At 70.7% G+C, this 21,668-nt stretch carries 4 protein-coding genes and 2 pseudogenes; 4 read left to right on the forward strand and 2 right to left on the reverse strand.

Going from position 1 to position 21,668, the window contains the following annotated elements; genetic code table 11:
- Positions 1–321 precede the first annotated feature (321 nt).
- Positions 322–414: pseudogene (locus ABZ855_RS36665) on the reverse strand (IS5/IS1182 family transposase); the annotation flags it as partial.
- Between the two features lie 137 nt (positions 415–551).
- Here ABZ855_RS36665 and ABZ855_RS36670 point away from each other — a divergent pair.
- A pseudogene (locus tag ABZ855_RS36670) lies at positions 552–1,642 on the forward strand (IS630 family transposase).
- Positions 1,643–1,692: 50 nt separating this feature from the next.
- Positions 1,693–2,241, forward strand: a complete 549-nt coding sequence (locus tag ABZ855_RS36675; RefSeq protein WP_360814369.1) for a maleylpyruvate isomerase N-terminal domain-containing protein — start codon at positions 1,693–1,695, stop codon at positions 2,239–2,241.
- Between the two features lie 272 nt (positions 2,242–2,513).
- Here the strand turns inward: ABZ855_RS36675 and ABZ855_RS36680 are convergent, their stop codons facing one another.
- Positions 2,514–3,551 (reverse strand): phosphotransferase, encoded by a 1,038-nt coding sequence (locus tag ABZ855_RS36680; RefSeq protein WP_360814371.1) that lies wholly within the window; start codon positions 3,549–3,551, stop codon positions 2,514–2,516.
- A gap of 202 nt (positions 3,552–3,753) precedes the next feature.
- Between ABZ855_RS36680 and ABZ855_RS36685 the strand changes: the two genes are divergently transcribed.
- Together ABZ855_RS36685 and ABZ855_RS36690 are read left to right on the forward strand one after the other, a co-directional pair.
- A complete protein-coding gene (locus ABZ855_RS36685; protein ID WP_360814374.1) occupies positions 3,754–11,256 on the forward strand; it encodes an SDR family NAD(P)-dependent oxidoreductase in 7,503 nt (2,500 codons plus the stop codon).
- 191 nt (positions 11,257–11,447) lie between these two features.
- Positions 11,448–21,650 carry a type I polyketide synthase gene (locus ABZ855_RS36690; protein ID WP_360814376.1) on the forward strand — a complete coding sequence of 3,401 codons (10,203 nt, stop codon included), beginning with the start codon at positions 11,448–11,450 and terminating at the stop codon, positions 21,648–21,650.
- The last annotated feature ends 18 nt before the right edge of the window (positions 21,651–21,668 follow it).

Genomic DNA, 21,668 nt, shown 5'->3' on the forward strand with positions numbered 1-21,668 from the left:
TCACGAGCGCACTACCGGGAACCGACGAGCGGCCCGCGGGAACATTCCGTGAGCGGATCACACCCCGACGGGAACATTCCGTGAGCGCTGACACTGCTCCAGCAGGCTGGGCGCGGTCGCCCGGATCGCTATGGCCATCCGCCTTTCGAGCCCGGTGGCTTCGTGTCGAAGCTGCACGACGCGCTGTGCCAGCAGCCGCAGTGTGAAGACCGCCGTGTCGGCTGCAGGGTTGCCCTCGCGGGTGTCGGCCAGTTCTGCGCACCGGCGGAGCAGTCGCGAATTCGAGAGCGGCTTCAGCTCCTCGCGTAGGGCGGACGGAGCGCCGACCCGGTCGCGCTCGGCAAGTGTGCCGTCCAGGAGGACGAAGGCCGCATCGACCTCGCGCAGGACCTTCAGCAGACCCGGCGCCCGCTCTCGCGCTGGAGCGGCAACGCTGAAGAAGCTCACTGATTGCCGACGCCCTACACGGTTGAGGAGAAGAACCATCCGGGTCTGTACGCCCAGGTCAGGAAGCTACTTCCGTGGCGGCGCATCCCGCTCGGGCATGTGTGGTGGCTGAGCCTGTCCGTGTGCGCAGACTGACCGACCAGGAAGGTCAGAAGCTGCAGCAGATCGTGCGCCGGGGAAGCACCAGTTCGGTGCGGTACCGGCGCGCGATGGTGCTGCTGGCTTCGGCTGGCGGCAACCGGGTGCCGGTGATCGCGCAGCTGGTGCAGGCCGACGAGGACACTGTCCGGGATGTGATCCACCGCTTCAAAGAGATCCTCCTGGGCTGCCTGGACCCTCGGTGGGCGGGAGGCCGTCCCCGCCTGCTCAGCACTGACGACGAGGACTTCGTCATCCCACCACCCGCCCGACCAAGCTGGGGCAGCCCTTCACCCGCTGGTCCATCCGCAAACTCGCCGCCTACCTGCGGAAAGTGCACGGCCGCGTGATCCGGATCGGCCGGGAGGCGTTACGGTGCCTGCTCGCCCGCCGGGGCGTCACCTTCCAGCGCACCAATACGTGGAAGGAGTCGCCTGACCCCGAGCGCGACGCCAAGCTGGACCGCATCGAGGAGGTGCTGGCGCGCTTCCCGTACCGTGTCTTCGCGTTCGACGAGTTCGGGCCGCTCGGCATCCGGCCCACCGCCGGATCGTGCTGGGCCCAGCAGGGCCGGCCCGAGCGGCACCCCGCGACCTACCACCGCACCCACGGAGTGCGCTATTTTCACGGCTGATACTCGGTCGGCGACGGCACCCTGTGGGGCGTCAACCGCAGGAAGAAGGGCACCGCGAAGACGCTGGCCGCGCTGAAGTCGATCCGGACCGCCCGCCCGGACGGCGCCCCGATCTACGTGATCCCGGACAACCTGTCCGCCCACAAGGGCGAGCAGATCCGGTGCTGGGCGAAGAAGAACCGGGTCGAGCTGTGCTTCACCCCGATCGAGGCCAACTTCGGACCGCTGCGGCAGTTCACCGTCGCCAACTCCCACCACCGCAACCACACCATCCAGACTCGGTCCCTGCATGCCTACCTGCGCTGGCGCAACACCAACGCCCGCCACCCGGACCTCCTCGCGGCCCAGCGCAAGGAACGTGCCCGGATCCGCAGCGAGAAGGGCATCCGCTGGGGCGGCAGACCCATCGCCGCCGCGGCCTGAACGAACGAACAGCACAGCCGCACCACAACCTGCCTTGCGAGGAGCTCCACATGGACCACCAAAACGTTCAGGCCGCCGTGGCGGAGATGCTGGAGGTACTGGGGCCTCGCATGGGCGAGGACTGGACGGTTCCGGCCGGCCCGCTGGAGTGGAGCTGCCGGCAGACGGCCGCGCACATCGGCCACGACCTGCTGGCCTACGCGGGTCAGCTCGCCGCGAACCCGGCCGACGCCTACCTCCCCTTCGATCTGCGCGTGGGACCTACCGCCTCGCCTGCCGAGGTGCTGCAGGTGGCCGCCGCCTGCAGCGGGCTACTCGGCAGCGCGCTCGCGACCGCCGACCGGTCCTTGCGGGCCTGGCACTGGGGCCCGTACGACCCGACAGAGTTCGCGGCGATGGGCGTCGCCGAGGTCCTGCTGCACACCCACGACATCACCCGCGGACCGGGCGTGGACTGGCTGCCGCCGGCACCGCTGTGCGCGGGCGTGCTCGACCGGCTGTTCCCCGACGCCCCGCCCGGCGAGCCCGTCCGAGTACTGCTGTGGTGCACCGGACGCGGGGACCTGGACGGTCTGCCCCGCCGGACGTCGTGGGTGTGAAAGGCGGCGCGGCTCGACTGAGCGCACTCAACTCGGTGAACCTATGCGGCCACAGCACTAGCCATTCGGCCTTCCGAAAGGGCGACTCCAAGGTCCGTACCGGGACCCTGCCCCGTGCCATGGCTTCTCTGCACAACCCACCATCGGAGTTCTCGATCCCACGTGACGGACCCAGACCGATCTCGATCATGCAATCGCCCTGGGGCGCGCTGCCCGCTCCGGCCGACCCCGTGAGAACCTCCGGCCGGCGCCGCCCGATCGCCCAACCGGCGTCAGGGCATGTAGAAGTCCTTGGGCAGGGCTTCGGCCGCGAGGATGTTCTCCCGGGAACGCTCGATCAGGCTGGCGTTGGTGTGCTCGGCGACCTGTCCCAGGTCGATCCCGTAGTACTTCCGTCGCGCATAGACCCACCCCTCCAGAGCGGCCCTTGTCTTGAGCATGATGGGCAGATAAATCAGGTCGTCCACTGGTCCGGGAGATGTCTCCAGGTAGCCGGATACATAGGGCTCCCAGTCTGTTTCCTCCTCCAGGAAACTCAGTGTCGCGGCAAGGTCGAACACATGAGGAGCGTGCATCACCTCGCCCCAGTCGAGGAGACCCACCCGGTCGCCGTCGAAGCGGAACTCAGTCAGCCGTGGATCGCAATGTATTATCCCGTCCGACAGTGTTTTCGGCGTGGCGTCAAAACCTTCGCGGATGGCTTTCTGAATCCAGTCGAGTCCATCCAGGAAGGGTTGATCCGCGAGCGCCCAGTCCATCTGATTCCACGCCATCGTCTGCGGCAGCGGGGGGACGTCGCGCAGAGCGGCGTGGATGCGGCCGAGAGTCCGGCCCGCCTGTGCCAGCTCTGCGGGATTCTCGGGGTCTGTGGGCCGACCGGCGACATATTCGAGCAGAGCCCAGCACCAGTCGCCGTGCTCGACGACGATCTTGCCGTCAAGGGCCGGACGGGGAGCACCAGACGGAATACCCGCCCGCTCCGACATTTCCGCTGCACGCAGGCCGGATTCGAATTTGATCTGCTGTTCCTTGGGTACGGCTTTCAGAACCGCACGTTCACCGTTACCCTCAAGCAGCCAAGTATACGAGTTGTAGCCTATCTTCCAAGTGTCCTCGGGCCAGGGTACGACTGTGAAGTCCGGCCTGTTCCAGAAATGCAGGGGAAGTCGGTCTACGGCAGGAGCTTCAGGCAGGGGGTCAAATACTGGCATCGTCTTTCCAATCGCTGGTTTCTTCGTCTTCTTCCCAGTCCCGGCCACGATGGCATGGCGCCCGATGAATCCGCCCAGCGGCTCTCCAGGCCCATGCAACGCCTCAGTGTATTGCGGGGAACCCGAGCACGGGTAGGCAATCGGTCGATTATGTAATTTTAGCGGTGCCAAGACCGACTCTAGGGGTGATTAGGGGGGTAATTCTCGGAGGTCGGTTGATTAACTATCAAGCGATCTACCCCATGACAGAGGGAGAAAGCCGCTTCGGCGGACCTCCGGCCCCACAGGGAGTTGCTGTTTCGTGGCACAGGGCACTGATCAGATGGTTGTCGTCGGAATCGCGCACGGCCAGGAGTCCGATCCGGTCCTGTCTGTCGTCTGGAGGGCCGTCGAGGACTCCGGAGTAGTGCCGTCGTCCTCCCGCCGGGTGGTGGTGTTCGCCGAGCCGGACGCGGAGTACCAGACGGCCGGGGACCCGGTCTCTGCCCTGGAGATCCGCTCGCCGAAAACTGCAACTCCGTTCGACAGCGCCGAGAAGTGCCTGCGCGGCGAACGCCCGGCGATGGTGGTCTCGTACGACAGAACCGACGGCAAGTCCCACGCTGTCGCACTTGTCTTGGGGACGCCGTCGGCCGAAAACTACGGGCCGGTTCCCCTGGCCGCCGGGAAACGGTCGGCGTGGCTGCGGGCACTCTCCCCGCGCTTGCGTACAAGCGCGTCAGCACCTCACTCCCCCGACTCGGGGGTACCGCTGCTGCTCTCCGGCCACAGCGTGAGCGCACTGAGGTCCCGCGCGGGTGAGCTGGCCGAGCATCTGCGGCGCCGTCCCGAGGTCTCCCTGCGCGACACCGCGTTCACCCTGGCCACCGCTTGTACCGTCTGGCCGCACCGCCATCTGATCACGGCGCGGGACAGGAACTCGGCCATCGGCGCACTGCGGGCCCTTGCCGCAGGAACGTCGGGCGACAGCATGGTGCACGGTGAGTCCGGACCGGGCAGCGCTGTCTTCGTCTTCCCCGGCCAGGGCGCCCAGTGGCTCGGCATGGGCGCTGAACTGGCCGCGACGGCACCGGTCTTCCGGGAGAAGCTGGCCGAGTGCGCAGACGCGTTGCGGCCCTTCGCCGGATTCGACCCCAACGAGGTACTGTCGGGCGCGGTCTCGCTGGACCGTGTGGAAGTGATCCAGCCCGCCCTGTTCGCCGTCATGGTCTCGCTGGCGGAACTGTGGCGGTCGAACGGCGTCACGCCGGCCGCCGTCGTGGGACACAGTTTCGGCGAGATCGCGGCTGTGACCGCTGCGGGCGGCCTGTCCCTGTCGGATGGCGCCCGGTTGGTCTGCGCGGTCAGCAAGGCGTTGGCCCGCCTCCAGGGGCAGGGCGACATGGTCGCCGTGTCCCTGCCCGCTGGGCGGACGGCCGAACTGATCGCCGAGTGGGGTCTGGACCTGCACGTCGCTGTCGTCAACGGTCCGAACGCGACGGTCGTGGCCGGGTCCGGCGAAGCCGGCGCCACCATGTTGGACCGGCTGCGTGCCCAGGGCGTGCGTGCCCGGCTACTGCCCATCAACATCGCCGGGCACTCGCCATACATGGAGCCCATCCACGAGTACCTGGTGCGGGAAGCGGCTGCGGTCCGGCCTCGTGCCACGGAGATCCCGGTCTACACATCGACCACGCCCCGTCCTCTTGACACCGGGAATCTGGACGCCGAGCACTGGTTCACCAGTCTGCGGGAGCCCGCCCGTTTTCAAGACGTCACCGAGACGCTGCTCAGCGAGGGTCACCGTGTGTTCGTGGAGATCAGTCCGCATCCGGTCCTGACCCTCTCCGTGGAAGAGACCGCCGCGCACATCGGTGAGGACGTGGTCGTCCTGGAGACGATGCGCCGTGACGACGCCGGACTCGACCGCCATCTGACGGCTCTGGCGACGGCCCATCTGAACGGTGTTGCCCCCGACTGGAATACCATCCTGCCGGGCGCCCGCCGCGTCACCCTCCCCTCCTACCCGCTGGCCTCGGTCGCGGCCGACGGGGACGACACGGCGGGCGTGGCCGGCCCCCTCGATCGGCTGCTGGGGTACGGCCCGGCGGAGCGGCTCACCGAGGCCGTACGACTGGTGACAGACTCCGTGGCCGCGGAACTGGCGCCATCCATCACGGTCACCGGCGCCGACGAGGCGTTCCGGTCCATGGGCGTCGACTCCGCGGGAGCACTGCGGATCCGTAATCGGCTGTGCGAGGTCACGGGTCTGCGGCTGCCCCCAACAGTCCTCTTCGACCATCCCACTCCGCGGGCGGTGGCGGAGCAAGTGATCCGGATATTGCTCGGCGACACCACCGAACCCGCCCCTGTCACCGTGCCCACGGCCGATCCGCAGGAGCCGGTCGCGATCGTCGGCATGGCCTGCCGCTACCCGGGCGGCGTGGCCTCCCCCGAGGACCTGTGGCGGCTGGTCTCCGACGAAGTCGACGCCATCAGCGAGTTCCCCGACAACCGCGGCTGGGACCTGGACAAGCTCTACGATCCCGACCCCGACCAACCGGGAACCTCCTACACCCGCCACGGAGGATTCCTCCACGACGCCGACCAGTTCGACCCCGGCTTCTTCGGCATGTCACCGCGCGAGGCCACGGCCACGGACCCACAACAGCGGCTGCTGCTGGAAACCGCCTGGGAGACCTTCGAGAACGCCGGGCTCGACCCGACGGCCCTCAAGGGCAGTCGTACGGGCGTGTTCGCGGGCGTCATGCACGACGACTACGCCACCCGCGTCGCCGACGCCCCGCAGGAGTTCGAGGGTTTCCTGTTGACCGGCAATTTGAGCAGTGTGGCCTCCGGTCGTATCGCGTACACCCTGGGCCTGGAAGGGCCCGCCGTCACCGTCGACACTGCGTGCTCCTCCTCTCTGGTCGCCCTGCACATGGCGGCCGGCGCCCTGCGGCAGGGCGAGTGCGACCTCGCGCTCGCCGGCGGCGCCACGGTGATGCCCGGCCCTTCCACTTTTGTGGAGTTCTCCCGGCAGCGCGGTCTGGCGGCCGACGGGCGGTGCCGGCCGTTCGCAGCATCCGCGAACGGCACCGCCTGGTCGGAGGGTGTTGGTCTGATCCTGCTGCAGCGGCTGTCGGACGCCCGGCGACAGGGCAACCGGGTCCTGGCCGTCCTGCGCGGATCGGCCGTCAACCAGGACGGGGCGAGCAACGGACTGTCCGCTCCGAACGGCCCCTCCCAGGAACGGGTGATCCGGCAGGCCCTGGCCAACGCAGGCCTGCGGTCCGCCGATGTGGACGCCGTGGAGGCGCACGGCACCGGTACCTCGCTCGGCGACCCGATAGAGGCGGGCGCGCTGCTCGCCACGTACGGACGGGACCGCCCCGCGGACCGGCCTCTGTGGCTCGGCTCACTGAAGTCCAACATCGGCCATACACAGGCCGCGTCGGGCATCGCCGGCGTCATCAAGAGCGTCGAGGCCATGTGGCACGGCGTCCTTCCGAAGACCCTCCACGTCGACGAGCCCACCCCGCACGTCGACTGGTCGGCCGGGGCCGTCCGGCTACTGACCGAGGCCCGGCCGTGGCCCAAACCCGACGGCCGACCTCGATGCGTCGGCATCTCGGCGTTCGGTGTCAGCGGCACCAACGCGCATGTCGTCATCGAGCAGGGCCCCGTCCCCATCGCCGAGCCCGAACCCGGCGAGGCATCGGGCACCGGTACCGCGGTGGCGTGGATCGTGTCGGGAGCGGACGAGGCGGCGCTGCGCGCCCAGGCCCGGCGGCTGCACGCCCAGCTGACCGAGCGCCCCGGACCGCGTCTCGCCGATGTGGCGTTCTCCCTGGCCACCACGCGCGCATCACTGCGGCACCGGGCGGCCGTCGTCGGCTCCGACCTCGACGGCCTGCTGGGCTCCCTCGCCGCCCTGGCCGAGGGCGGCGACCCGCCCACGGTGGTGCGGGCGGACCCGGCCCCGCGCGGCAAGATCGCGTTTCTCTACTCCGGCCAGGGCAGCCAGCGACTCGGCGCCGGCCGTGAGCTGTACACCGCGTCGCCTGTCTTCGCGCGGGCCCTGGACGAGGTGTGCGCTCATCTCGACCCCCTGCTCGACCGGCCGTTGAAGCAAGTGCTCTTCGCCTCGGAGAACACCGAGGAGGCGGTCCTATTGGACCGGACCGCCTACACCCAGGCCGCGCTCTTCGCGATCCAGGTCGCCCTCCACCGACTGGTCGAACACCATGGCCTGGTCCCCGACCATTTGCTCGGCCATTCCATCGGTGAGGTCACAGCCGCCCACCTGGCCGGGGTGCTGGACCTGGCGGATGCGTGCCGTCTGGTGGCCGCGCGCGGCAGGCTGATGCAGGCCGTCGGCGAAGGCGGGGCGATGGCCGCCCTCCAAGCCGCCGAACAGGAGGTTCGTGACTCCCTGACCGGCTTGGACGACGCGGTCGTGATAGCGGCCGTCAACACCCCCGGGGCCACCGTCATCTCAGGTGACGAGAAGGCCGTCGAGCAGGTCGCCGCCCACTGGCGCTCCCTGGGCCGCAAGAGCCGGCGCCTGAAAGTCTCCCACGCGTTCCACTCCCCGCACATGGACAAGATCCTTGGCGAGTTCCTCGACGAGGTGGCAGACCTGACCTTCCACGCCCCTCGCGTACCCGTCGTCTCCAACGTGACCGGCGTCCGCGCCACCCCGGAACAGCTGTGCTCGCCGGACTACTGGGCGCGCCACATCCGTGGGACCGTCCGGTTCGCCGACGGTGTCGCCTTTCTGGAGCGGGAGGGGGTCACCGACTACCTGGAGATCGGTCCCGACGGGGTGCTGACGGCCCTGGTCCAGGACTGCCTGATGACACCGGCCGCCTCCCTGACCCCCGTGCTGCGCGTCGGCCGGCCGGAGAGCGAGACGGTGACCACCGCGCTGGTGCTGGCGTACTTGCGGGGTCACCCGCTCGACCGGGCCGAACTGTTCCCGCGTGGCCGGACTGTGCAACTGCCGACATACGCGTTCCAGCGCTCGCGGCACTGGCTGATGAACGCACCGGTGACTGCCGACGCTTTCGGACTCGGTCTCTCACCCGCCGACCACCCGCTGCTCGGAGCGGCGTTGAGTATGGCCGGCCGCGACGAGACCGTGTTCACCGGCCGCCTGTCGCGAGCGACACACAGCTGGCTGACCGACCACGCCGTGTCCGGCACGGTCGTCGTGCCGGGCACCGGCCTGGTGGAGATCGTGCTGCGCGCCGCCGACCAGCTCGGCTGCGGACGCGTCGAAGAGCTGATGCTCTCCGCTCCGCTGCCGCTGCCCGAGCTGGGCGGCATACGGCTCCAGGTGGTGGTCGGTGCGGCCGACGACTCCGGGAAACGCGCCGTGTCGGTCCACTCGTGCCCGGACTCCGAGCCAGGGCGGCCGTGGACCCAGCACGCCGAGGGCACACTCGCGCCGGTCGGCGCCCAACCCGTGGCCGAGTCACCGGTGTGGCCGCCGGCCGGTGCCCGGGAGGTGCCGTTGGACAGGGTGTACGACCGTCTGGAGGAACACGGTTACCGCTACGGACCCGCCTTCCGCGGACTGCGGCGCGTCTGGCGCTCCGACGGCGAAATCTTCGCGGAGGTGGCCCTGCCCGACGATCAACGTGCCGCCGCAGGAACCTTTCTCCTACACCCCGCCCTGCTCGATGCGGCGCTGCACGCCCTGCTGCCGGGCGTCGCGGGCCCAGACCGTGGCCCGTTCCTGCCATTCGCCTGGTCGGGAGTGACACTCCACGCGGCGCACGCGTCGCTGCTGCGCGCGCGCCTGACGTGGCAGGGAGACACCGCGGCCTCCCTGACCGCGACGGACGGCACCGGCGCCATGGTGGCCACCGTGGACTCACTGGTCCTACGACCGCTGTCTCGAGATACCCTCGCCCAGGTCGCCCGCGGCACCCAGGACGGCTTGTTCCGAATCGAGTGGAGCGACGCGCCCACTGCGGGCCCGGGTGCCCGGACCGGCGAATGGGCCGTGCTCGGCGACGACACGGCTGTGGCCCCGGCCGGCCACGCGGTGTCCGCCGTAGACCTCACCGAACTGTCCAGGGCGGCCGACGCCGGCGCCCGAGTCCCCGGCACGGTGCTGCTGCCGCTGGCGCAGCACACCGGGGACGAGACGGTCCCCGCAGCCGCCCGCCACACACTGCGGCGGGTCCTGGCGGTGGCTCAACAGTGGTCGCGCGACGAACGGTTCGCCGGCTCCCGGCTGGTGGTGGTCACCCGGGGGGCCGTGGCGGTAAACCGCGAGGAGACGCCGGATCTCGTGCACGCCGGCGTGTGGGGCATGGTGCGTTCGGCCTCCACGGAGGAGCCAGGGCGCTTCGCCCTCCTGGACACCGACGGCACCCCGTACGACCCCGCGGCACTCGCCGGGGCGCTGGCGACCGGCGAGACCCAGCTCGTGCTGCGCGCGGGCCGACTGCTGAGCCCGAAGCTGACCCGCGCGACCGCCGCCCCCGGGCAACAGGACACGCCTCGCTGGGGAGACGGCACGACCCTCATCACCGGTGCCACCGGCACCCTGGGCCGCCATCTGGCCCGCCATCTCGTCGAGCGCCACGGCGCCCGGCACCTGCTTCTGCTCAGCCGACGCGGCGACCGGGCACCCGGCGCCACCCGACTCACCGCCGAACTCACCGCGGCCGGCGCCCATGTCACCTTCGCGGCCTGCGACGCCGCCGACCGCGACAGCCTCGCCCGCGTCCTCGCCGCCGTCCCGGCCGAGCATCCCCTCAAGGCCGTCGTCCACACCGCCGGCGTCGTCGACGACGGAGTCCTCTCCGCCCTCACACCCGAGCGCCTCGAAACTGTCCTGCGACCCAAGAGCGAAGCCGCGTGGAACCTCCACGAACTCACTAGCGGGCATGACCTCGACGCCTTCGTCCTCTACTCCTCCCTCGCTGGTCTCCTCGGCACAGCGGGGCAGGCCAACTACGCCGCCGCCAACACCTTCCTCGACGCGCTCGCCCACCACCGCCGTGCCCAGGGGCTCCCCGCCCGCTCCATCGCCTGGGGGCTCTGGCGGGAAACCAGCACTGGCACCAGCCATCTCGACGACAACGACCTCCAGCGACTCGCGCGCACCGGCCTGCTGCCGCTGACCACCGAGGACGGCATCGCCCTCTTCGACGCCGTGGGAGACACCGAGGAGCCCGTGGTGGCCGCCGCGCACATCGACACCACGGCGCTACGGCACTCCGGCGCCGAGGCCCATCCACTCCTGCGGGGCCTGATGCGCCCCGCACGGCGCAGCGCCCGATCCGGCGACGTGGGGCCGGGGGCTGGGCCGTCACTGGCCGAGCGGCTCGCGGGGCTGCCCTCCCCCGACCGTGAGCGCGTTCTCCAGGACCTGGTGCGGATCCACGTCGCCGAGGTCCTCGGTCACCGCAGCGACGGCGTCGAGACCGGACGGAGCTTCCAGGACCTGGGCTTCGACTCGCTCACCGCCGTCGAACTGCGCAACCGCCTCACCACCGCCACCGGACTGCGGTTGCCCGCCACCCTCGTCTTCGACCACCCCAGCCCAGCAGCCCTCGCCGCGCACCTGCACACGCGGTTCGCGGACGAGCTGTCGCCCGCCGGACCGGTGATCGCCGAGCTTGAGCGGCTCAGGACGATGATCCCCCCGGTGGCTGCGGACCTCAGAGCGCAGCAGGAGATCACCACGCGGCTGCGCGATCTCCTCGCCCTCCTCGGAGAGGCCAGCCGTGCCGCCGGGCCCGGCGACGACCTCGAATCCGCCAGCGACGAGGACCTGTTCGCCCTGGTCGACGAACTCGGCTGACGAGCAGCGGACGCTCTCTCACTCACGCCGCCCAACCCGACCCACAACTGGCAACAGGCACCCGCTCGTTGCTGTCGATCGACCCGACCGACGAACGGCAAAGGGGACCCGCTCGTCCCTCCCCCGGAACCACCCCGACCACACGCACGCCCACATCAGGGCACGTACTTCATCCCTGGGAGCTGACCCACGTGGCTGACGAGAAAGAACTCCGCGAGTACCTCAAGCGGGCCATCGCCGACGCGCGTGACGCACGCAGACGCCTGCATGAGGTCGAGGCGAGGGTGCAGGAACCGATTGCGATCATCGGCATGGCCTGCCGCTACCCGGGCGGCGTGGCCTCCCCCGAGGACCTGTGGCGGCTGGTCTCCGACGAAGTCGACGCCATCAGCGAGTTCCCCGACAACCGCGGCTGGGACCTGGACAAGCTCTACGATCCCGACCCCGACCAACCGGGAACCTCCTACACCCGCCACGGAGGATTCCTCCACGACGCCGACCGGTTCGACCCCGGCTTCTTCGGCATGTCACCGCGCGAGGCACTCGCCTCCGACGCCCAGCAGCGGCTGCTGCTGGAGACCGCCTGGGAGAGCTTCGAGTACGCCGGGCTCGATCCCACCGTGTACCGGGGGAGCCGGACCGGGGTCTTCACCGGGTTGATGTACACCGACTACGGTTCTCGCCCGCATCTTCCGGTGGAGGGCCTGGAAGGCTACCTCTACAGCGGTAGCGCCGGCAGCATCGCGGCGGGCCGGCTCGCCTACACCTTCGGGCTGGAAGGGCCGGCCGTGAGTGTCGACACGGCCTGCTCCTCCTCCCTCGTGGCCCTGCACCTCGCGGTCAACGCCCTGCGTCAGGACGAGTGCGATCTCGCTCTGGCCGGCGGTGCGGCGGTGATGTCCACCCCGGTCGGCTTCGTGGAGTTCTCCCGTCAGCGCGGTCTGGCGCCCGACGGCCGGATCAAGTCGTTCGCCGCCTCGGCGGACGGCACCGCCTGGTCGGAGGGCGTAGGACTGCTGCTCGTGGAACGGCTGTCGGATGCGCGGCGGGCGGGTCATCGGGTGCTGGCGGTGGTGCGAGGCAGCGCCGTGAACCAGGACGGGGCGTCCAACGGGCTGACGGCACCGAACGGTCCGTCGCAGGAGCGCGTGATCCGGCAGGCCCTGGCGAACGCCGGGCTGAAGACCTCGGACGTGGACACGGTGGAGGCGCACGGAACCGGTACCCGGTTGGGGGATCCGATCGAGGTGCAGTCCCTGCAGGCTACGTACGGACACCAGCGCACGGCTGAACGGCCGCTCTATCTGGGGTCGTTGAAGTCGAACATCGGGCACGCCCAGGCTGCCGCCGGGGTCGGCGGTGTGATCAAGATGGTGCAGGCGATGCGGCACGGGGTGTTGCCGAGGACTCTGCACGTAGACACTCCGACCCCCCTGGTGGACTGGGAGTCCGGTGAGGTGCGGCTGCTGACCGAGGCCCGTGAGTGGGCCGCGGTGGAAGCGCGACCACGGCGGGCGGGCGTGTCGTCGTTCGGCCTGGGGGGCACGAACGCCCATGTCATCGTGGAAGAGGACATCCAGGAGCAGCCCGCCGAGGAGTCCCCCGCCGTCGGGTCACCGCCGGCGGTACCCGTCGTGCCATGGGTGCTGTCTGCGGCCACACGACAGGCGCTGGCCGGGCAGGCGGGCCGACTGCTGGAGCACCTGGAGCAGAACCCCGGGCAGACATCACTGGACGTGGCGTACTCATTGGCCACCACGCGGACGGCACTCGACCGGCGTGCCGTGATCGTGGTTTCCCACCGGCAGAAGGCGCTGGAGCAGCTGCGCGTCCTCGCCGACGGCGGTCATGGGGCCGCGCTGCTCGAGGGCAGCGCCGCGGCACCGTCGAGGACCGCGTTCGTGTTTCCCGGGCAGGGCTCCCAGTGGGCCGGCATGGCTGCGGGACTCCTGGACTCCTCCCCTGTGTTCGCCGAACAGATAGCCGCCTGCGCAGACGCGTTCGCGCCCTTCGTGGACTGGTCCCTTGAGGAGGTCCTGCGTCGCGCCGACGGCGCCCCGTCCCTGGACCGTGTCGACGTCGTCCAACCCGTCCTGTTCGCCGTGATGGTGTCCCTCGCCGCACTGTGGCAGTCGTACGGCGTACGCCCGGAAGGGGTGGTCGGCCACTCGCAGGGCGAGATCGCGGCGGCCTTCACAGCCGGGATCCTCACGCTGGAGGACGCTGCCCGCGTGGTGACGCTGCGCAGCCAGGCCATCGGGCGGGTGCTGGCGGGATTGGGGGGCATGGCGTCGGTGGCCCTGACCGCCGAACAGGTCCGCGAGCGCATCGCGCCCTGGGGGGACGGCCTCCAGATCGCCGCCGTCAACGCCCCGTCCTCGGTAGTCGTGTCGGGCGAGGTCGCGCCGCTCGAAGAGCTCCTGGAAACCCTGGCTCGCCAAGATGTGCGGACCAGGCGGATCCCCGTCGACTACGCCTCGCACTCCGCGCATGTGCAGCTCGTCGAGGAGGAACTGAGCGAGCTGCTGTCTGCGATACGCCCCCACGAGGCGAAAATCCCCTTCCTGTCCACCGTCACCGGTGAGTGGATGAATGGCCCGGAACTCGACGCCGCCTACTGGTACCGCAACCTGCGGCAGACCGTGGAGTTGCACGATGCGGTGCGCAGGCTCCTGGACGACGGGTTCGGAACGTTCATCGAGCCCAGTGCCCACCCCGTGCTGACGGTCGCCGTGCAGGAAACCGCCGAGGCCGCCGGTGCGGAGGTCGCCGTCCTCGGCTCACTGCGCCGCGACGAAGGCGGTCCGCAACGAATGTGGACCTCCGTCGGGCAGGCCTGGGCCCGCGGTGTCGGCCTGGACTGGGACGCCGTCTTCGAGGCAACGGGCGCCCGGCGGATCGATCTGCCGACGTACGCCTTCCAGCGGACGCGGTACTGGCTGGAGGGCACGTCCGCTCCCCGTGACGCGTCAGCTTTCGGGCTGGTGACCGCGGATCATCCCCTGCTCCGCACGGCGTTGGGTGTCGCCGACCGCGATGAGACGGTGTTCACCGGGCGTATTTCCTTGGGCTCCCACCCCTGGCTCGCCGCCCACCGGGTCTTCGACGAGGTCCTGCTGCCGGCAACGGGCTTCGTCGATCTGGCGCTTCGCGCCGGAGACCAGGTGGGCTGCGACTACGTGCAGGACCTGACGATCGCCACTCCCCTGACAGTGCCGGAGTGGGGTGACGTACGGCTCCAGGTCGTGGTCGGCGAGTCCGACGGCTCGGGTCACCGCACGGTCGGCGTGTACTCGCGACCGGACGCAGACGACGACGGTTCGGCCTGGACCCTGCACGCGAGCGGGATCCTCGCCCCCGCCGATGAGGACGAGGACGTCCCCGTCGGCCTCTCGGTGTGGCCGCCCGCCGGCGCGGAGGAAATCCAGGTCCAGGACGGCCTCTACGAGCGGCTCGCCCACAACGGCTACGGCTACGGCAGCGCCTTTCGGGGGCTTCGGCGCGTCTGGCGGGCGGACGGTGACCTCTACGCCGAGGTATCGCTCAGCGATGAGGAGCGCGCGGACGCGGCCTCGTTCGTCGTGCACCCCGCCCTGCTGGACGCGGCGCTGCACCCACTGCTGCCAGGCGTGGCCCGCGCGGACGGTCCCGCGCTGCTGCCGTTCGCCTGGTCCGGTGTACGGGTGTACGCCGCCGGTGCCACCGAGCTGCGTGTGCGGCTGACGGCCAGGGACGAACAGACCGTGCGCCTGGTCGTCACCGACGCGGCAGGCCTTCCGGTCGCCACGGTGGAGAACCTGGATCTGCGACCGCTCACCCGTGACGCACGGCCCGGATCCAGCCGGGGCTCACGGGGAAGCCTGCTCCGTGTGGAGTGGACGCCGCGCCACATCGACGGGACAACGGGAGCCATCGGAACCTGGGCGGTCCTGGGCGGCATACAACCCTTCACGACCGACGATGAGGTTCACTCATACGCCGGTCTTGGCGAACTAGTACGCGCGGTGGAGAACGGCGATCCCGCACCGGACACGGTCCTGTTGCCGCTGTCGCCCGATGGCACCATCGACGAGAGGACCGGGGCCCGCGCCCGCACGGCGGTGCAAGCTTTGTTGGAGACCGTCCAGACCTGGTCGCAGGACGAGCGGTTCGCTGCCTCCCGGCTGGTGGTGGTCACCTGCCGGGCCGTGGGGGTGGACGCCGACGACGTTCCGGACCTCGTGCACGCCGGTGTGTGGGGCCTGGTGCGTTCGGCGGTCGCGGAGAACCCGGGCCGTTTCGCTCTCGTGGACATCGAGGCCGTGGGACATGACGCAGGGCCGGTCGCGGCGGCGCTGGACGCCGGAGAGACCCAGCTGGCGCTGCGCGCCGGCCAACTGCTGACACCGCGCTTGACCCGCACGGCAGCCGCCGACGCCGAAGAGGGCGTGCCGCGCTGGGACCGCGGCACGATCCTGATCACCGGTGCCACCGGCGCTCTGGGCGGCCTGCTGGCCCGGCACCTGGTCCAACGGCATGGCGCGCGGCATCTGTTGCTGCTCGGCCGACGCGGAATCCAGGCACCGGGCACCGCCGAACTCGCCGCGGAACTCACCGGTTCCGGCGCCGAGGTCATTTTCGCGTCCTGCGACGCCTCCGACCGGGACGCCCTCGGCCGAGTCCTGGCCGACATCCCCGCCGACCGTCCGCTCACCGCAGTGGTGCACGCCGCGGGCGTCGTGGACGACGGGGTCCTCCCCGCCCTCACACCCGAGCGGCTCGACACCGTCCTGCGGCCCAAGACCGACGCGGCCTGGAATCTGCACGACCTCACCCGTGATCTCAGCCTTGACGCCTTCGTCCTCTACTCGTCCCTTGCCGGCCTCCTCGGCACGGCGGGACAGGCGAACTACGCCGCGGGCAACTCCTTCCTCGACGCGCTCGCCCACCACCGCCGTGCCCAGGGGCTGCCCGCCGTCTCCATCGCCTGGGGACTGTGGGAGTCAGCAAGCACCAGCACCAGCCACCTGGACGAGACCGACCTCAGAAGGATGGCCCGCTCCGGCCTGCCGCCACTGTCCGCCGAAGACGGCGCCGCTCTGTTCGACGCCGCGCAGCGCGCCGGGGAGGCCGTACTGGCGGCGACCCGGGTGGATACCGCCGCCCTGTCGCGACCCGGCGTCAAACCCCATGCGCTGCTGCGCGGCCTCGCGCACCGGGTTCGGCGCGCCGTCGGCTCCGGCGACGCCGGTTCGGGGCCAGACAGTTCGTCGTGGGCTGCGCGGCTCGCAGAGCTGCCCGCCGCCGACCGGGAACGCTCGCTTCTCGACCTGGTACGCACACATGTCGCCGGTGTGCTCGGGTATTCGGGTGCCTCGGACGTCGACGACGACAGCGCGTTCAAGGCCCTCGGCTTCGACTCGCTCACCGCCGTCGAACTGCGCAACCATCTCAATGCCGCGACCGGACTGCGCCTGCCCGCCACAGTCGTCTTCGACCACCCCAGCCCGGCAGCCCTGGCCGCCCATCTGTCGACGGAGATCCCTGGCGCAAGGGACGATTCTGCGGCCATTCCGGGTGTCCCGGGCGTTACGGCCGCCGCGGACACCAGCACCGAACCCATCGCTATCGTCGGCATGGCGTGCCGGTTCCCCGGCGGAGTGACCTCGCCGGAGGAGTTGTGGCGGCTGGTGGCCGACGGGGCGGACGCCATCACCGGGTTCCCCTCCGACCGCGGCTGGGACCTGGCCGACCTCTACCACCCCGACCCGGATCGCGTCGGCAAGAGCTATGTGCGCGAGGGCGGGTTCATCGACGACCCCGCAGGATTCGACACGGACTTCTTCGGCATCCCCCCGCGCGAGGCGCTGGCGATGGATCCCCAGCATCGGATCTTCCTGGAGGCATCGTGGGAGGCCGTCGAACGCGCCGGCATCGATCCGCAGTCACTGCGCGGCAGCCGTACCGGCGTGTTCGCCGGAACGATGTACAACGACTACTACAACCGGCTGAACGGCATCCCGGACGGCCTCGAAGGCATCCTCGGCATCGCCAACAGCAACAGCGTCATGTCTGGTCGGCTCGCCTACCTGCTCGGCCTCGTGGGCCCGGCGATCACGGTGGACGCGGCCTGCTCGTCCTCACTGGTCACCCTGCACCTCGCCTGCCAGGCGCTGCGGCAGGGAGAGTGCGACCTCGCGCTGGCGGGCGGGGCCACCGTGATGGCGTCGCCCAACATCTTCGTCGAGTTCAGCCGCCAGGGCGGGCTGGCCCGGGACGGCCGCTGTAAGCCGTTCTCCGCCGACGCGGACGGCACGGGCTGGTCGGAGGGCGTCGGTGTGCTCCTTGTTGAGCGGCTCTCCGACGCCCGGCGTCTCGGGCACGAGGTGCTGGCCGTCGTAAGAGGTTCAGCCGTCAATCAGGACGGCGCGTCCAACGGCCTGACCGCGCCGAACGGGCCTTCGCAGCAGCGGGTCATCGAGGCCGCTCTCGGTCAGGCGAGGGTCCCGGCCTCCGCCGTCGACGCCGTCGAGGCGCACGGCACCGGTACCAGGCTCGGCGACCCCATAGAGGCCCAGGCACTCATCGCCGTATACGGCCACGAACGGGAGCGGGACAGGCCGCTGTACATGGGCTCACTCAAGTCGAACCTGGGCCATGCCCAGGCCGCGGCCGGCGTCGGCGGTGTGATCAAGATGGTGCAGGCCATGCGGCACGAGATGCTGCCGCGGACACTGCACGCGGACACCCCGTCGCAAGAGGTCGACTGGTCGGCGGGCGCGGTGGCGCTGCTGACCGAGGGACGGTCCTGGCCGCGCGGCCGGCGTCCACGCCTGGCGGGGGTGTCCTCGTTCGGCATCAGCGGCACCAACGCGCACGTGGTCCTGGAGGAAGGCGATCCGCTGCGCACGACCGAGCTCCCGCCGGACGCGGACACCGGGGCGCCGCCGAGCGGCGCCGAGCCGGGCACGGAGGCCGGGCCGCTGCCGTTCGTCCTCTCGGCCAGGACCGCGGACGGCCTGCCCGCGCAGGCGCGGGCACTGCGCGCACACCTGCTGGCCCGTCCCGGTCTCGCCCCGTCCGACGTGGCGTGGTCGCTCGCCTCTGCCCGTTCCGCTTTCAACCACCGTGCCGTGGTGGTCGCAGCGGACCGGGAGGAGCTGCTGTCCGGGCTCGACGCACTCGGCACCGCGGGCGCGGTCCGCCCCGCGTCGGTGGTCACCGACACGACGCGACGCGGCCGAGTGGCGCTGACGTTCCCGGGACAGGGTTCGCAGTGGCTCTGCATGGGTCGCCGCCTCCTCGACGAGTCGGAGGTGTTCGCCGCCGCGGTGCGGGAGTGCGAGCAGGCGCTGGCACCCCACGTCGACTGGTCCCTCTCGGAGGTCCTGCGCGGCGCGGACAGCTCGGTGCCGGAGACCGTGGACGTGGTCCAGCCTGTCCTGTTCGCCGTCATGGTGTCGCTGGCCAGGATGTGGCAGCACTGGGGCGTTCCGGTGGATGCCGTGGTGGGTCACTCACAGGGGGAGATCGCCGCCGCCTGCGTCTCCGGTGCGCTGTCGCTCGCCGACGGGGCCCGGGTGGTCGCCACCCGATCTCGCCTGCTGGCCGAGCTCTCCGGGACCGGGGGAATGGTGTTCGTGGGCCTGTCCGCTCAGGAGGTACGGGACCGGCTGGACGACCGGCTGTCGGTCGCCGCGGTGAACGGGCCCCGCTCCGTGGTGGTGTCGGGTCCGGACGACGCGCTCGGCGAACTGATCGATTCCGCGAGGGCGGACGGCGTCCAGGTCCGCCGGGTCGACGTGGACTACGCCTCGCACTCGCCGGCGGTCGAGGCGGTCCGCGAGCGGCTGCTGGCCGAGCTGGCGGGCATCGCCCCGCGGGCCGGCACCGTACCGCTGTACTCGACGGTGACCGGCACCCGGTTGTCCGGATCCGAGCTGGACGCGGAGTACTGGTACCGCAACCTGCGGGAGACAGTGCTGCTGCAGAACGTGGTCGAGGCGCTGGCCGCCGACGGGTTCTCGTTCTTCGTCGAGTGCAGCCCGCATCCGGTGCTCGCGGTCGGCATACGGGAGACGCTGGACACGCTGGACGGCGGCGGTGTGGTGTGCGGCTCGCTGCGCCGGGACCACGGAGGCATGGACCGCATGTTCCTGTCGCTGGCCGAGGGGTACACACGGGGGCTCCCGGTGGAGTGGGCTCGGGTGCTCCCGGCGGGCCGCCGCGTGGACCTGCCCACCTACGCGTTCCGGCACCGCCGCTTCTGGCTGGACGCCTCCGCAGGTCGGCCGGTGTCTCACGGGTCCGACACGGACGCCTGGTTCTGGGACGCGGTCGAGCGCGGGGATCTGGACCAGCTGTCTGATCGGATCGGCCGTGTGGAGGGCCTCGCCGAGGTGGTGCCGGCGCTCACCGACTGGCGCCGCGGAAGCAGACGGCGAGCCGAACTGGACTCCTGGCACTACGAGATCGCATGGCGTGACCACCCGCTCGGCGGTGGCACGGCACCCTCGGGACGATGGCTGCTGCTGACGCCCGCTACTGCCGCGTCCGAGCGGCTGCGGGCCCTGCTGGTGGAGCAGGGACTGGACCTGACCCCCCTGACATTGGAGGCGGAAGACGCCGACCGTGCAGTGGTGGGCTCCAAGGTCGCGGCAGCGGACGGCGGTCAGCGGCCGGAGTACGAGGGTGTGCTGTCCCTGCTGGGCCTGGACGATCGGCCGCACCCATCGTTGCCGGGGTTGTCCACGGGGCTCGCGCTGACCGTCACCGCGGTCCAGGCCCTCGGCGACCTGGGGATCGACGTTCCTCTGTGGGCGGTCACGAGCGGTGCCGTGGGTGCCGGAGAAGTCCCGCGCAGCCCGGAGCAGAGCCAGGTGTGGGGTCTGGGCAGGGTCGTGGGCCTGGAGCACCCCAGGCGTTGGGGAGGGTTGGTGGACCTTCCTGCGGAGCCCGACACGGGCGCCGTCGCGACACTGCTGCGGGTGCTGGCCGGGGGCCACGGCGAGGACCAGCTGGCGATACGTGCCTCCGACACCCGGGTACGCCGGCTTGTCCGGCACGAGCCGCCGGTCCTGGCGGCGGACCGCATGTGGCAGCCCTCGGGGACCGTGCTGATCACCGGCGCGGGCGGATCGCTGGGACCGCATCTCGCCCGGTGGGCGGCCGAGCGCGGAGCAAAGCACCTGGCCCTGCTGAGCAGGCGCGGACCGCAGTCGCCGGGTATGCCGGAACTCGTCGCCGAACTCGGCGAGTCGGGCTGCGCCGCAACCGTGTTCTCCTGCGACGTACGGGACCGGGAACGTCTGAACGGGGTACTCCGCGAACTGGAGAGCGCCGGGCATCCGGTGACCACCGCCCTGCATGCCGCCGCCCACCTGGACATCGCCCCCCTGGAGTCGGCCCCGTTGTCGCACTTCTGCGAAGTGGTGGACGCGAAGGTGGCGGGCGCGGTGAACCTGGCCGAACTGCTCGACCCCGCCCATCTGCGCGAACTTGTCCTGTACTCCTCGATCGCCGGGGTCTGGGGCAGCGGCGATCACGGCGCCTACGGTGCGGCCAACGCGCATCTCGATGCGTACGCCGAACGCTGCCGCGCGCAGGGGCTCCCGGTGACGTCGCTGGCATGGAGTATCTGGGACGAGGAGGTCACCAAGGACCGCGCGAACGTCGAACGCGTCGTCCGCCAGGGCCTGCCGTTCCTCGACCCGTCCACCGCCTTCGAGGGCCTGTACCGGACTCTGTCCTCGGATCGGGCGTTCGAGGTGATCGCCGACGTCGACTGGGCGCGGTTCGTCCCGGTGTTCACCTCGGTACGCAGCAGTCCCCTCATCGAGGACTTCGTCGAGGCAGTCATCGAACGGCAGGACGCCGACACCCCCGTCGGGGGCAGCGGTGACGGCATCCGAGAGCGGCTGGCCGCGATGACACCCACGGACCGCGAGCGCTCCCTGTTGGAGCTGGTCCGGACGAACGGCGCTGTGGTACTGGGCCGCGGCGCGGACGACCAACTGCCGTCGGACCAGGAATTCCAGCAGGCCGGGTTCGACTCACTGCTCTCGGTCGATCTGCGCAACAGGCTTGGCCGGGCCACCGGCCTCACCCTGCCGCCGACGCTGCTTTTCGACCACACCACCCCGGCCCGCCTCGCGAAACACCTGCTCACCGAACTCTTCAGTGAGGAGAGCCCCACGGCCGAGGCGGTCATCGGCCGGCTCGACCGGATCGAGGCGGACTTCCAGGACCTGCTGGCCGACGACTCGGTCCGGCTGCGGCTGGCGGCCCGTGTCGAGTCCCTTCTCGGGGCCGTGCGCGGCACCGGCAGCACGGCGGACCAGACGCCGAGCCTGGAAGCCGTCGGCAGCACCGACGAGTTGCTGGAGTTGCTCGACAACCGGTTCGGCGAGTCGTGAACGGCACCCGGCACCAGG

The sequence above is a fragment of the Streptomyces sp. NPDC047042 genome (genome assembly GCF_040644035.1).
In the GTDB taxonomy this organism is placed as follows: Bacteria; Actinomycetota; Actinomycetes; order Streptomycetales; family Streptomycetaceae; genus Streptomyces.

Coding starts and splice junctions, on each gene's coding strand:
- ABZ855_RS36675 (WP_360814369.1), top strand. CDS start 1,693: ATGGACCACCAAAACGTTCAGGCCGCCGTGGCGGAGATGCTGGAGGTA.